Annotated in this window: 13 protein-coding genes; 6 read left to right on the top strand and 7 right to left on the bottom strand. The window is 71.5% G+C overall.

Annotation, left to right across the window (positions count from 1 at the left end; translation table 11 throughout):
• The first annotated feature begins 189 nt into the window (after positions 1-189).
• On the top strand, positions 190-933 hold the full coding sequence (locus tag ABZ795_RS16065) for an alpha/beta hydrolase (protein ID WP_357530877.1): 744 nt from the start codon (positions 190-192) through the stop codon (positions 931-933).
• A gap of 10 nt (positions 934-943) precedes the next feature.
• Here ABZ795_RS16065 and ABZ795_RS16060 read toward each other — a convergent pair whose 3' ends face one another.
• The 5 genes from ABZ795_RS16060 to ABZ795_RS16040 all read right to left on the bottom strand — a co-directional run bounded on the left by ABZ795_RS16060 (position 944) and on the right by ABZ795_RS16040 (position 6,375).
• Complete coding sequence (locus ABZ795_RS16060) at positions 944-1,165, bottom strand: hypothetical protein (protein ID WP_357530876.1); 222 nt, start codon at positions 1,163-1,165, stop codon at positions 944-946.
• 116 nt (positions 1,166-1,281) lie between these two features.
• Positions 1,282-2,979 (bottom strand): CDP-glycerol glycerophosphotransferase family protein, encoded by a 1,698-nt coding sequence (locus tag ABZ795_RS16055; RefSeq protein ID WP_357530875.1) that lies wholly within the window; start codon positions 2,977-2,979, stop codon positions 1,282-1,284.
• 33 nt (positions 2,980-3,012) lie between these two features.
• Positions 3,013-4,515: a bifunctional cytidylyltransferase/SDR family oxidoreductase gene (locus ABZ795_RS16050; RefSeq protein ID WP_357530874.1), complete on the bottom strand. Its 1,503-nt coding sequence runs from the start codon at positions 4,513-4,515 to the stop codon at positions 3,013-3,015.
• Between the two features lie 149 nt (positions 4,516-4,664).
• Entirely contained in the window at positions 4,665-5,465 is an 801-nt protein-coding gene (locus ABZ795_RS16045; RefSeq protein ID WP_357530889.1) for an ABC transporter ATP-binding protein, read from the bottom strand.
• A 10-nt stretch (positions 5,466-5,475) separates the two neighbouring features.
• Positions 5,476-6,375, bottom strand: a complete 900-nt coding sequence (locus ABZ795_RS16040; protein ID WP_357530873.1) for an ABC transporter permease — start codon at positions 6,373-6,375, stop codon at positions 5,476-5,478.
• 218 nt (positions 6,376-6,593) lie between these two features.
• Between ABZ795_RS16040 and ABZ795_RS16035 the strand changes: the two genes are divergently transcribed.
• The 5 genes from ABZ795_RS16035 (at position 6,594) to ABZ795_RS16015 (ending at position 12,281) form a co-directional block, all read left to right on the top strand.
• Entirely contained in the window at positions 6,594-7,193 is a 600-nt protein-coding gene (locus ABZ795_RS16035; protein WP_357530888.1) for a TetR/AcrR family transcriptional regulator, read from the top strand.
• Between the two features lie 159 nt (positions 7,194-7,352).
• Positions 7,353-9,614 (top strand): DUF6077 domain-containing protein, encoded by a 2,262-nt coding sequence (locus tag ABZ795_RS16030; RefSeq protein WP_357530872.1) that lies wholly within the window; start codon positions 7,353-7,355, stop codon positions 9,612-9,614.
• Positions 9,615-9,754: 140 nt separating this feature from the next.
• On the top strand, positions 9,755-10,066 hold the full coding sequence (locus ABZ795_RS16025; RefSeq protein WP_357530871.1) for a hypothetical protein: 312 nt from the start codon (positions 9,755-9,757) through the stop codon (positions 10,064-10,066).
• Positions 10,067-10,168: 102 nt separating this feature from the next.
• A complete protein-coding gene (locus ABZ795_RS16020; protein ID WP_357530870.1) occupies positions 10,169-10,825 on the top strand; it encodes a response regulator transcription factor in 657 nt (218 codons plus the stop codon).
• A gap of 10 nt (positions 10,826-10,835) precedes the next feature.
• Entirely contained in the window at positions 10,836-12,281 is a 1,446-nt protein-coding gene (locus tag ABZ795_RS16015; RefSeq protein ID WP_357530869.1) for a HAMP domain-containing sensor histidine kinase, read from the top strand.
• A gap of 9 nt (positions 12,282-12,290) precedes the next feature.
• Here the strand turns inward: ABZ795_RS16015 and ABZ795_RS16010 are convergent, their stop codons facing one another.
• Together ABZ795_RS16010 and ABZ795_RS16005 are read right to left on the bottom strand one after the other, a co-directional pair.
• On the bottom strand, positions 12,291-13,253 hold the full coding sequence (locus tag ABZ795_RS16010) for a TAXI family TRAP transporter solute-binding subunit (RefSeq protein ID WP_327026932.1): 963 nt from the start codon (positions 13,251-13,253) through the stop codon (positions 12,291-12,293).
• A gap of 99 nt (positions 13,254-13,352) precedes the next feature.
• Positions 13,353-14,027: a hypothetical protein gene (locus tag ABZ795_RS16005; RefSeq protein ID WP_327026931.1), complete on the bottom strand. Its 675-nt coding sequence runs from the start codon at positions 14,025-14,027 to the stop codon at positions 13,353-13,355.
• Positions 14,028-14,057 lie beyond the last annotated feature (30 nt).

Raw genomic sequence — 14,057 nt, 5'->3', positions numbered from 1 at the left:
ATGATCTTTGTGTGAGAACTCAGATCATGGACAGGGTCCTCCCCATTCCGCTAGACCTCGACCACCACAAATCCCCCCGATGGTCAAAACACGAGTACCGGGCGCCGACCCCTGTGAGGTCGGCGCCCGGTGTCGTATCCCGGTCGTGGCTCTCGCCGAGCCGGTGCGGGCGGTGGCAGACTGCCCGACATGATCATCGAGTCGGGCGGGCGGGACGGTTCGCCGATGCTGTTGCTGCTGCACGGAATGGGTGCCAGCGGTGCTGTGTGGCTACCCTCGGCCCCGCTGCTGAGCGAGCGCTGGCCCGGCCGGTGGATGGCGCCGGATCTGGCCGGTCACGGCGGGTCGCCCCCGCTGGCGGGGTACTCCTTCGCAGGGCTCGCCGATCAGGTCGCCGCCGACCTGCACCCCGGCGATCGGGTGATCGTGCTGGGCCACTCCCTCGGCGGGGTGGTCGGCCTGGCGTTGGCCGCCGCGAGTCGGGCGGTCACGGTCGAGGCGGTGGTCGGGCTCGGCATCAAGGCGGTCTGGTCCCCGGCGGAACTGGCCCGCGCCGCTGATCTCGCGGCCCGCCCGGTCACCTGGTTCGACAGCCGTGCCGAGGCGGCCCGACGGTACCTGCGGGTCGCCGGCCTGGCCGACCTGCTGAGCCCGGATGATCCCGCGGTGGCGGCCGGGCTGCGGCAGGTGGACGACCGGTGGCGGCTGGCGTTGGATCCGGCCGCCTTCGGCGTCGGCGAGCCCGACCTGACCACCCTGCTGGCCGGGATCGAGGCTCCGGTGCTGCTGGCCCGTGGCGAGCACGACCCGATGGTCTCCGAGACACAGCTCAAGCAGTACGGCGTACCGGTGGTGACCCTGCCCGGGCTCGGTCACAACGCCCATGTCGAGGATCCGGCGGCCGTACTGGCGCTGCTCGACGCCGTGCGCTGACCGGTCGCGGTCAGGGACGTTCGCCGTCGCCGGCCTGCTCGGGGGAAGCCTGCTCGGGGGACTTGCGTAACCACAGGACCACCCCGAGCACTCCTGCCACTGCGCTGCTGATCGCGATCGCCGTCTCCGCCAGTTCGGGCCAGTCGTCCATGAACGGGTAGACACGCGAGAGGACCATCCCCACGAAGCAGTAGAACAGCAGAACGACGGCGACGACGCGCTGGAGAATCATGACCCTGATTGGAGCACAGGGCCGCGAGCGACCCTCGGGCAGCGTCCACTGTGTCCATGAGTCGACCGCCGTCGGGCCGATGCCCGGCGGCGGGGTCGCTCAGGTGGCGGGGTCGCTCAGGTGGCGGGGGAGAGCGGGGCGTCGCTGGCGGACCGGGGCGCCGGGGCGGCCCAGTGCGGGTCCAGCTCGCGCCGGGCGGCGGTCAGGAACCCCTCGGCGTACGTCTCGGTCGGGAAGTCCCCGAGGTATCGGCGGCGGGTGGCCCACCGGGCCTCGGCCAGGGGGTCGGTGTCCAGCAGCCGGGTCAGCACCTCGTCCACCTCGGTCAGGTCCCGACGCAGTACGTAGCCGGCGGCGGCCAGTGGGAACCGTTCGAGGAACCGGTCGCCGTCGACCCCGGTGTCGGTGACCGCGTACGGCTTGCCGGAGTGCAGCCAGTCGGACACCACCCCGGAGACGTCGGAGATCAGGGCGTCCGCGCGGTTCACCGACTCGGCCAGGGTCAACGCCCCGGCGGCGGCACCGAACAGGTGCGGGCGGCCGGTGCGGGCCCGGTCGGCGGCCAGCAGGTCGTGCAGCCGCCCCAACTGGCGGGCCGAGGCCGGGTTGTGGGCGGTGTACGGGTGGGGTCGCACGATCACCGTGGCCCCCCGGTCGAGCAGCCGGGTCAGCAGGGTCTCGGCGAACGGCAGCGAACAGTAGTCGGCGTCGGCGTGGTGCCCGGTCCAGGTGGGGGTGTAGAGCACGGTGGGGTTCGGCAAGCGGCGGACCGGGCCGGTACGCACCTCGATGGCCTCGACCTGGGGGCGGCCGACAACCACGAACTTCTCGGCCGGAATGTCCACCCCGGCCCGGGCGTACCGGTCGATGGCGGCCTCGCCCGCTACGAAGATCCGGTCGAAGATCGCCGACACCGGGTTGGCGCTGGAGGCCTTGTCGCTGTCGCCGTGGTGCAACTGCACATGGGTCAGCTGGGTGAAGCGCAGGCAGTGGCTGTTCTTGGCGCCGTGGTTGACGTAGAAGGCCACCCGCAGGCTCGGCACCAGCACCTCGTCCATGCTGCGCAGGGTCGGGCAGTAGAGCACCGGGGCGGTGGTCTTCGCCGCGATGACCGGCAACGCCTCCGGCTCCCGCAACATCACCACGAAGGGCCGACCGATCCGCTCCAGGTACGGCAGCCACATGGTGACCTGGTACTCCGAGCCGGGGGGAGCGGAGAAGTACAGCAGGAACTCCGGCTGGTGCCGGCGCAGCTCCCGGGTGACCGGGGAGCCACCGGCACCGGGCCGCAGCCGCCGCATGACCAGCTTGCCGGCGACCGCCCCCACGGCGGCACCGGCCAGCAGGCTGGCCGCCAGGGCCACCGTGGCGGGCAGTCCCGCCATCGCGGCCAGGGCCAACACCGCCAGCAGGCCTGCCACGATGTCACCGAGGCGGGCGGTGATCCGGGGTACCCAGGTGCGTACCGGAAGGTTGGCCGCCAGCAGCTCCAGGTTGCCCGCCTCGCGCAGCGGGCCGGCTAGCACCATCAGCCCCAGCAGGATCACGGCCGTGCCGGTCAGGGCCACATCGAAACCGGAGTCGAGCTGCCGGGAGTAGCCGACCAGCACCCCGGCCGCGATCAGAGTGGTCTCCGCCACCCCGTCGGCTCCGGGGCGGACCCGACGTTCCCAGACCGTGGCGGCGAGGGCGAGCAGCGAGAGCCCGAGCCCCCAGGTGGTCGCGCCGGTGAGCGCGACCACGATGAACGCCAGGACTGCCGTCCCGGTGGCCAGCCCCCGGGCGGCCAGCTTCCTGACCAGGTCACCACGCATCTCGGTGTTGCCTTCCGGGTCGTCGTGGGTCGGTCAGGAGACCGGGGCGCTGCTGTTCTGGCGGCTGCCCTGGGCCGGCACCACGGCACCCGAGGCCTCGCCCGGCGGGCGGCGCACATCGATCACCTGGCCGGTCAGATCCGAGATCAACACGTCCAGGGAGGCCTGGGCGACGGTCTCGGCCGCGAGCAGGGTGTGCTCGGGCTCGGCGCCGAAGGCCTTGGTCCGCATCGGGGTGGCCGTCCGCTCCGGGTTGATCACGTTGACCCGTACGCCCAGCTCGGCCCACTCGTCCGACAGGGCCTGGGTGAGGTTGACCAGGGCCGCCTTGGTCGCCGAGTAGAGGGCGTAGTCCGCCCGGCCCCGGGTGTAGGAGCTGGAGGTGTACAGCAGCAGCTGGCCCTTGGTGTGCTGAAGGTAGGGCAGCGCCTGGCGGGCCACCGTGACCGGGCCGACGAAGTTGACCTGGAGCACCCGGTCGATGGTCTCCTGGTCCATCTCGGCCAGGGCGCCCTTCTCCAGGATGCCGGCGGTGACCACGACGTGGTCGATGCGGCCGGTGGCCTCGAAGGCGGTCCGCAGCGCGGCCTCGACGTCGGCCGGGCGCTCGACATGGGTGCCGGTGCTGGAACGGCTGAACGGGAAGACCTGAGCGCCGTAGCGCCGGGCCAGCTCGGTCAGGTCGTGGCCGATGCCGTAGCTGCCGCCGAAGACGACGATCGTCCGGCCGGAGACCTCGTCGCCGTAGGCGCGCTGGTCGGCCAGGCGGGGCACCTTGGCGGCGGCCAGCTGGAAGAGCTTGTCCGCCAGGTGCACGTCGACCGGGTGGGTGACCTTGATGTTCTCGTCCGAGCCGTCGATCACCTTGATCGGTACCTCGGGCAGGTAACGCAGCACCACACCGCAGTCGTCCGTGGCGGCGAAGTTCGGGTCCCCGGCGGCCAGCCGGTACGCCTCCCGGATGGTGCTGGAGCGGAAGGCCTGCGGGGTCTGCCCCCGGCGCAGGGTGGATCGCACCGGGATGTCGGTGATGCACTCGTTCTCGTCGACCTGGATGATCGTGTCGGCCGAGGGGATGGCCACGTCGACCGCCGAGTAGGTCCAGAGGGCGTTCACGCACTCCCGCACGATCCGGCCGCTGAGCAGGGGCCGTACCGCGTCGTGGAAGAGGATGTTGCAGTCCTGCTCGCCCACCGCGTCCAGGGCGATGCGGGTGGTGGCGTTGCGGGTGTCCCCACCCTCGATGACCTTGGTGACCTTGCGGAAGCCGGCCTTGTCCACGATCTGCTGGGCCTCGGCGACGTGACCGCTGGCCATCAGCACGATGATCTCGTCGATCTCCGGTGCGGCCTCGAAGACGGCCAGGGTGTGCTCGATGATCGGCTTACCGGCGATCTTGAGCAGCTGCTTGGGGATGCCGAGGCCGAGCCGGGTACCGGTACCGCCGGCCAGCACCACGGCCACCGTCCGTGAGGGTCGCCACGGTGCCGCGTGCTGCGGCGTGGTGCCCGAATCGGTGGTCTGGTCCTGCGTCATTGCCGGTCCTCGCTCTCGGTGCATGGCTGCGATGTCGTGCATGGCTGGAATGTCTCGTCGACACGGCGACGGATGAACGATAACGCGGGTGCGGATCACCCTGGGTGTGGCGTTGTCGCCCGGACGATGCCGGACATCCGCCGAAAACTCTACTTCCCGTTGGTGAATGCCTCGTACGCCTTCAATACCTCGGCGGTGGGGCCATCCATCCGGATTAATCCGGACTCCAGCCAGATTGTCCGTTCACACGTGTCGCGTACCGAGGAGAGCTGGTGGCTGACCAGGAAGACCGTACCGGCGTTCTCCCGCAACTGGCGTACCCGGGCCTCGCTGCGCTTGCGGAACCGCTTGTCGCCGGTGGCCAGGGCCTCGTCGATCAACAGCACGTCGTGCTGCTTGGCCGCGGCGATGGAGAACCGCAGCCGGGCCGACATGCCGGAGGAGTAGGTACGCATCGGCAGGGAGGCGAATTCCCCCCGCTGGTTGATCCCGGAGAACTCGATGATCTCCGGCAGTTGGCGCTGCACGTCGGCCGGGGACATGCCCATGGCCAGGCAGCCCAGTGTGACGTTGCGCTCTCCGGACAGGTCGTTGAGCAGGGCGGCGTTCACCCCGAGCAGGGAGGGCTGGCCCTCGGTGTAGACCGCCCCACGCTCCACCGGCAGCAACCCGGCGATGGCCCGCAACAGGGTCGACTTGCCGGAGCCGTTGGTGCCGATCAACCCGATGGCCTCGCCCCGGTACGCGGTGAAGGTGACCCCCCGCACCGCGTGCACCTGGCGCACGTTCGGTGTCGTCGTGCGGGTGACCAGCCGCCGCAGCGCGGCCACCGGGCTGTGGCTGCCGGCGGCGCCCTTGTGCACCCGGTAGACGACATGCGCGTCGTCGACCACCACGGTCGGGATCCGTTCCTGGATCCGGGGCAGGGTGACCGTCACGTCGTTGGACATCGCCAGGTGATCAACCACGGCCGTACTCCTGTTCGCCGCGCCAGAAGTAAAGGTAGCCCCCCAGGCCGACCAGCACCGACCAGCCGATCGCGACCAGCCAGGTCAGCGGCAGGGAGTCGTTGAGCAGGGGAGTGTTCTCCAGCAGCGCCACCCGGGCCAGCTCGATGTAGACCAGCATCGGGTTGAACTGCACGATGGCGGTGGCCCAGCCCGGCAGGTTCTCGGCGAACAGTTGGACGCTGTAGAGCACCCCGGAGCCGTACATCCAGGTCCGCAGGATGAAGGGCATCACCTGCTTGAGGTCGGTGGCCTTGGCGCCCAGTCGGGCCACCGTCATGGTCAGCCCGGCGTTGAACACCGTCTGGAGCAGCACCGCCGGCACCAGCATCAGCCACATCAGGGTGATCGGCTCGCCGGTGATCACCACGATGGCGATCAGCACCACCATCGAGCCGAGCAGCTGCTGGAACTGGGTGATGGTGATGGCCAGCGGCAGGCTGGCCCGGGGGAAGTGCAGGGCCCGGATCAGCCCGAGGTTGCCGCTGATCGCCTGGGTGCCCTGCTGCACGCTGGTCTGGGTGAAGTTGAAGATGAACAGCCCGGCGGTCAGGTAGGCGATGAAGTTGTCCATCCCCCGGCTCTGCTGGAGGATCAGACCGAAGATCAGGTAGTAGACCGCCGCGTTGGTCAGCGGGGTGAGCACCTGCCAGAGCTGCCCCAGGCGGGCGTTGCTGAACGAGGCCGTCAGCTTCGCGTTGGCGTACGCGGTGATGAAGTGCCGGTAGCGCCAGAGCTGCCGGGTGTAGCTGCCCAGGGAGGGGCGTTGACCGGCCATGCGCAGCCCGTACCGGGCGGCCAGCTGGGCCGGAGGCAGGCCGGAGTCGGGGTCGGCCAGCGTGCTGTTGGCCATGGGGATGGGCGCTCCGATCTTGTCGAGCCGGCGGGTGCGTTCGCGACGATGGAATCTAGCGTGTTCGTGCTCGGAGCGTCGCCTCGCCGCTGCGTGGACAGTAGTCCGAGAACCGTCGGGACGCAACCGTACCGTCGTTGCGGTACATTGTCCTGCGTGACAGCCGAGAAGAGTCCCAGGTGACGACCGGGAAGAGGCGTGCGCCGGCCGGTGCGGCGGTGCTCCGTGGGGAGATCACCACGGCCATCCGCCGGGCCCTGATGCAGGAACTCGCCGCGGTCGGCTACGGCCGGCTCTCCATCGAGGCGGTGGCCCGCCGGGCCGGAGTCAGCAAGACGGCGATCTATCGCCGGTGGAACTCCAAGCTCGATCTGGTCCTGGAGGTGGTCACCGCCGCCGCCGGCGCCCGGTTGCCCGCCCTGGACACCGGCGCGCTCCGCAGCGATCTGGCTCTGCTGTTCCAGGTGGTGGCGCACGCCCTGGCCCACCCGCTGGCCGCGCAGATCATCCCGGATCTGCTCGCCGAGGCCGCGCGGAACCCGACAATCGACGAGACCTTCCAGCAGATGCTGCGGTCCCGGCAGCAGGAGATCGTCGGCGGGCTGATCACTCGTGCCGTGGACCGGGGAGAGTTGCCGGCCACGACCGACCCCGACGTGGCGGTCGACCTGATCGTGGGGCCGCTGTACTGGCGGCTGGCCATCGCCCGCACCCCCTTCACCGACAGCTACCTGGAGACCCTCGTGGATTCGGTGGCGCGGGCCCTGGGCGCCGGGGACCCTCTGCCCCGCCAGCGCCCGGCGCCGACCTCGGGTTGAGCCGGCCGGGTCCGGGGTAAGGCTGGCTGCGTCCACCCCCACGGCCCGGCATGACCGGTTTCCTCCGCACCGGTACTACTCTCGGTGGGGTTCGCCCGCGCCGACGCCCGGCGAACCTCCGGCGCAGCCGCACCTGCCCGTACGACGACAAGGACCCTCGTGTCGCTGACCGCCCACACCGTCGCCGCATCCCGACCGGCAGCGGCCGACGAGTCGGCCGCACCCGCCGAGGTCCGGCGCAGCCCGATCCGGGCCGTGCTGGGTGGGGTCCGGGACGGCATCGCCGCGATACCCGCACTGCTCACCGACTGCGCCGTGCTGGCGTTCGCGCTCTGGACCCTGCTCTACCACGCCGCCCTGCCGTTGGGGCTGGCCCCCTCGCTGACGCTGCGGATCTGGCTGATCGCCGGATCGGCGCTGGCGGTGCTCGCCGTACTCCTCCGGGTGGCCCTCCGGTGGCGACGCCGCCGCACGGCCCAAAACTCGGCCGCCCCCCAGGCCCCCGCCGACCCGCCGGACCAGGCAGCCCCGGAGGAACCGGTAGAGCCCGCCGATCCAGCGGACCAGGCAGCCCCGGAGGAACCGGCAGAGCCCGCCGACCAGACCGAGCCGGTCGCCGACCGGGCCGGGTCGATGAGCGTGGCCCAGCGGTGGTGGACGGCGCTGACCCTGCTGGTCGGCACCGGCGCGGCGATCACGGCCGGGCTGGCCGGTACCCCGGCCGGTGCGGGCATCTCCTGGTGGGTGCCGGGCTCCGCCGGACTGGTGGCCGCGATCGGTGCGGTGCTGCTGACCTGGCGGACCTGGCGAGCCACCCCGCCCAGCCGGTCGGAGGCCCCCGCCACGACGGCCTGGCAGTCGGCGTACGCCCTGCTGATCGCCGGGGTGGCCGCGGTGGCCTCGCTCTACCTGGCCCGCAGCACCCCGGACGACATCTACTACGTGGGCCGCTCGGTGTGGGTGGCCGAGCGCGACAACGTCCCCCTCAACGACTTCCTGTTCAGCGAGAACGTCCTCCCGGCGATGGCCTCCCAGCCCCCGGTCGCGAGCATCGAGGTCTTCGCCGGGGCCCTCGCCCGGTTCTTCGGCATCCCGGCCGCCTCGGCCACCTGGTATCTGCTGCTGCCCGTCCTGGCCGTGCTCGCGGTGCTGGCCCTGTGGCGGCTGGTGCAGCGGTGGGCCCCGCGCCGTCCGGTGCTCGCCTTCACCGTGGCCGTGGCCTTCCTGGCCCTGGTCTGCGGCCCGGACGCGGCGCTGGGCACCTTCCACCTGCCCCGCCTCTACCAGGGCAAGGGGATGTTCGTCTCCGCGGTCGTGCCGTTGATGTGGCTGTACCTGACCCGCTGGTTCGACGACCGGTCCAAGCGTGGGCTGCTGCTCATCGTCGCCTTGTCGATCACCGCGATCGGACTCACCACCACGGCGGCGATCATCCTGCCGATGCTGGTCGGCGGGGCGGCCCTGATGATGCTGCTGGTGGGGCGCTGGAAGTCCGCCCTGGTGGCCGGGGTGGCCGCGCTGGCGTACCCGGTCGGGGCGGTGGTGATCACCCAGCTGGTCCTCGGCACCTCGGCCAACGAGGCGGCAGCCGACGTCAACTTCTACGACGCCGCGCACACTTACCGGCGGACCTTCGAGATCGGCATCGTGGGGGTGATCGGCGGACTGGCGTTGTGGTGTGGTGCCTTGCTGGCCCGCCGCCGTACCCCGGCCCTGCTCGCGGCCGGGGGCGCCCTGACGCTGAGCGTACTGCTGGTTCCGGGGGTGTTGGAGTGGCTCAGCGCGGTCACCGGCATCTCGGTGGTGCTCTGGCGGGTCCCCTGGCTGCTGGCCGTGCCGGCGCTGATCGGGTTGCTCTGCACCGTCTGGCTGCCCACCCGGCTGCGGGTGGTGCGGGCCCTGGTCGGGGTGGTGCTGGCCGCCGCGATGATCACCTCCTTCGCCGTCTACGCCGTGCCGATGTGGGACGAGCGCAGCGGGGTGCTGGTGCACGCCGAGCCGACCTGGAAGATCCGGCCGCAGCGGCAGGCCATCGCGCAGTTCATCATCGACCTGGACCGCCCGCCGGGTCTGGTGCTCGCCCCGGCGAGCATCATGCGGACCATCCCGGTGATGTCCGCCCGGCCCCGGGTGGTGCTGCCCCGCGACTTCTTCCTGGTCGAGTACGACCTCAACTCACAGTTCTCCCAGGACCGGCTGCTGCTGACCCAGTTCGCCAACGGGGGTCCCAGGGCGGAGCGGCCGGAGCGGGACGAGGTCATCGCCGCGCTGGATCGGCTGGAGGTGGGCACGATCTGCTTCTACAGCCAGAACCGGTTCGCCCTGCGTACGGCCGAGCGGGCCGGCTACACCCTGGCCGCCGAGCGGCCCGCCGAACCCCCCGTACACCCCAACGCGGTCACCTGCATGGTCCGAGGGTGACCGGGTCGACCGGGCCCTCGACGGCGACGGCCCGGTCGGAATTCGCGCGGCCGGGGCCGGCGGCTTGAGCGGTACCGGCCCGGTCCGCCGCCGGGGCGGGCATGCTCACAGGGCAGGGCCGTCGTACACGGGAGGTGGGCATGGACAGCTACCACGAGGACTGGACGGACAGCCAACGCGCGCTCTACGACGAGTGCTACCGCCGTGGTGCCGACTGGGCCGAGGACCCGGCCACCCCGGCCGAGGACGTCCAGCAGGTGATCAATCTCGGTGAGGCCGACGACGACACCCTGGCCGACGCCGAGATCGACTTTCCGCCGCTTGTCGACGCGGTCACCGAGGCCACCGGCGAGGTCGTCAGCACCGTACCGGCCAGCCACGACGACCCCGCCTTCAAGGGTTTCGTGGACGGGGTGCGGGACTCCAGCTCCGATGAGGTCTTCGGCCTCTGAGCAAGGTCAAAACCTTCCCCCGGGCCTGTCACCCCGGCCGGTCTTCTGCCACCATCAACGCAACCAGTGCGGCAGCGCAACAGACCTGATGGGAGGCCGGGTGTGCGGATCCTGCTGGTCGAGGACGACCGCCGGGTGGCCGGTGCGCTGTCATCGGCGCTGAACCGGCGCGGCTACGAGGTGGAGCACGCCGCCACCGTGGCCGCCGCCCTCTGCGCCGCCCCGTGCGACCTGGTGCTGCTCGACCTGACCCTGCCCGACGGGGACGGCACCGACCTGTGCCGGGAGTTGCGCCGACGCAGCAGCCAACTGGGCATCATCGCGGTGACCGCCCGGGGCGAGGAACGTGACCGGGTGCTCGGCCTGCGCATCGGTGCCGACGACTATGTCGTCAAACCCTTCTCGATGGTGGAGCTGCAGGCCCGGATCGAGGCGGTGCTGCGGCGGGCCTCGCACACGCCACCGCAGCGCACCATGATCGAGGTCGGCACGGTCCGGGTCGACGCGGCGGCCCGTACGGTCACGGTGGCCGACCGGCCGGTGTCGCTGACCCGCAAGGAGTTCGACGTCCTGCTCTCGTTGGCCCGCCAGCCCGGGGTGGCGGTACCCCGGGACCGGATCCTGCTCGACGCCTGGGGGACCACCTTCACCGATCGGCACACCGTCGAGGTGCACGTCGGGTCGCTGCGCAACAAGCTGGGCGATCCCCGCCTGGTGGAGACCGTGCGCGGCGTCGGATACCGGCTGCGGGCCGAGTGAGGGGCCGGGTGTGCGACGCCGCCTGGTGATCAGCTATCTGCTGCTGATGGTGCTGGTGCTGGTGGCCCTGGGTACGCCATTGGCGATGACGCTGGCCACCCGGGAGACCGAACGGATCCGGGCCGACCGGATCGCCGACGCCACCCGCTTCGCCTCGCTGGCCGGGCCGGCTCTGCGCGACGGCACGACCGGCCCGCTGGCCAGCGAACTGACCAGCTATGAGGGGCTGTACAGCATCAACGCGGCCGTGGTCGACCGGGACGGGGCCGCGGTGATCCCGTCGCCCGGTTGGCAGTGGACACTGGGCACCCGCCAGGCCCTGGATGTCGCCCTGTCCGGCCAGCAGACCAGCAGACCCGATTCGGTGTGGCCCTGGGTGGACGAGCCGATCGTGGTGGCGGTGCCCATCAACGACGGGGGTGAGGTCCTCGGGGCGGTGATCACCGCCAGTCCGGCCGACGGGGTCCGTCGTACGGTGACGACCTGGTGGTTGTTGCTGGCCGGTACCGGGCTGATCGCCGTGCTGGCCTGCGTGCTGACCGCCTTCGGGCTGGCCGGTTGGGTGCTGCGCCCGATCACCGAACTGGACGCGGTCACCCACGAGATCGCCGAGGGGGACCGGGGAGCCCGGGTGCAGCACCGGCTCGGTCCGCCGGAACTGCGCCGCCTGGCGGCGAGTTTCAACCACATGGCCGACGTGGTCTCCGACGTGATGGACCGGCAGCGGGCCTTCGTCGCCCACGCCAGCCACCAGCTGCGCAACCCGTTGACCGCCCTGCGGCTGCGGGTGGAGGAACTCGGGCCCAGCCTGGTCGACGAGCAGGGCCGCGCCGAACATCAGCTGGCCCTGGAGGAGACCGACCGGCTGGCCCTGCTGCTGGACGGCCTGCTCACCCTGGCCCGGGCCGAGCGCCAGGAGAACCAGCGGGTGACCGTCGACGCGGTCGCGGTGGCGGAGTCCCGGGTGGCGGCGTGGGAGCCCCTGGCCCGGTACCGGTCGGTCACCCTGCGCCTGACCGCCAACCCCGACCCGGTTCACGCCCGGACCGTACCGACCGCGATCGACCAGGCGCTGGACGCCCTGATCGACAACGCGGTCAAGTTCAGCGGCGCGGGCGGCGAGGTGACCGTGACCGTCACGGCCCGCGACGGCGGCTGTGTCCTGGAGGTACGCGACACCGGCCCCGGCATGACCCGCAGTCAGTTGGGCCAGGCCACGGAACGCTTCTGGCGGGCCCCGGAGGTGCAGAACGTCGACGGCGCCGGGCTGGGGCTGACCATCGCGGCCGTGTTGGTGGACGCCTCCGACGGCCGCCTCACCATGCAGCCGAACTCGCCCCGTGGACTGGTCGCCGCCCTGTGGTTCCCCGCCCCGGAGGAGCCACCCGCCCCGGAGGAGCCACCCGCCCTGGACGAGCCACCCGTCGCGCTGGAACCGGCCGCCAGCCCCGGCTGACCGGCCCGGTCAGGGCTTGCTGTCGCGGTAGTACGCGGCCGCCCCCGGGTGCAGGGGCAGCGGCGGGGTGGCGATCGCCGAACGGGGGCTGATCCGTCCGGCCGCCGGATGGGCTTCGGCCAACTCGGCCCGTCGTTCCATCAGCAGCCGGGTCACCTGGCGCACCAGGTCTTCCGGCAGGTCGGCTCGGACCAGCAGATAGTTGGGGTTGGCCACGGCGGTGACCGGGTCGATGCCGTACACCGAGCGGGGAATGTCCCGGGGCACATACACCTCCCGGTTGCCCCGGCGCAGCGGCACGGTCCACTCGCCGAGGTCGACGATGCGGGTGGGGGTGTCCTCGACGAGTTGGGCCACGGCCAGTACCGGCAGGCCACCGGAGAAGAAGAAGGCGTCGATCTCACCGCTGCGCAGCGCGGTGACCGAGTCGTCCAGACCGAGCTGCACCCGGTGCAACTCGACGTCGTCCAGCCCGGCCACGGTGAGCAGCCGGTTGACCGTGATCTCCGTTCCGGAACCGGCCGCGCCGATGGACACCCGTCGACCCGCCAGGTCGGTCAGCTTTCGGACTGGGCTGTCCGCGGTGGTGACCAGGTGCAACAGGTCGTCGTAGACCCGGGCCACCGCCACCACGGGTGGATCCGGTCCCGGATAGGCCGGCAGCACGTCGGCCTGGGTGAACCCGAGTTCGGCCTCGCCTGCCTTGAGTAACCGGACGTTCTCCACCGAGGCGGCTGTGATCAGTACCTCAGCGCGTACGTTGGGCAGTTCCCGGTTGAGGATGGCGGCCAGGGAGGTGCCGATGGCGTGGTAGACGGCCGTCGGGCTGCCGGTGGCGATCCGAATGCGCACCGGATCCTCGGGCTCGTCCCGGCAGGCACTGAGACCAGGCAGGACCAGCAGCACGGCCACCAGGATGGCCGCACTGGCGACGGGCCGCCGGTCTCGGGCAGCATACCGGGAACTGGTCACGGGCAGCACTGTGCGCCGCCGGACCCCTGCGGCGCAACCCCAGGATGGCGGAGTCTGTCCCGACCGCGGTGCAGTTTTGTCCTGACCGGGGTGGTTCACTCAGGCGACCGGTCGGTGGGCCACCTCCTCGCCGGCATGGTGCAGGATGCGATCCCGGTCCGGGCCGTGGGCGACACTGACGAGGTAACAGCCGGTGCCCGCGCGCAGCAGCGCCGGTACGTCGAGCAGGGCGGCGCCGCGGACCAGGACGGCGGCGAGTTCCCGGTCAGTGATCCGTACCCCGAGGATGTGTCGCCGTACGTGCCGTCCACCGGCCAGCAGAGCGGCCCGCCAGGCAGCGGAGGCCAACCGGGTGCGCCACTGCCGGCGAGCCGTCGAGGCACCGGGCACCGGACCCCCGAGCAGTTCCCGTCGGCCCCGACGCCAGCCGTTCTCCATCAGTGCCGCGTACTCCGGCCGGTCTTCGTGGGACACGTGCAGCCGGTGCAGTTCGTAGCGGCGGCGCAGGCCACCCACGGCCAACTCATGCCGTACCGGTATTCCCAGCCGGTCCAGCAGTTGGCGGGTGCGGCGGGCCGCCTCTTCCCGGTTGAACTCGATGGCCGTGGGCAGGCTGGGCTGTTGTCCGGGGTAACGGTGACCGGATGTGGCCGGGGGCGGCATACAGCGCAGCAGACAGGCCGCCTCGAAGGCGTCGGCCAGGGTCGTCCAGTCCAGGGGCGGCAGGGTCGACGGGGTGCGGTGTCGGTCGAGCAGAATCGGTTCGGCAACCACCCGGAGGGCCTCCTCGTGGTGTCGGGTGTA

This window comes from Micromonospora sp. NPDC047134, assembly GCF_040643455.1.
Classification (GTDB): domain Bacteria; phylum Actinomycetota; class Actinomycetes; order Mycobacteriales; family Micromonosporaceae; genus Micromonospora.
The sequence above is the reverse complement of the archived record's forward strand: the minus strand, read 5'-3'. Positions and strand labels throughout refer to the sequence as shown.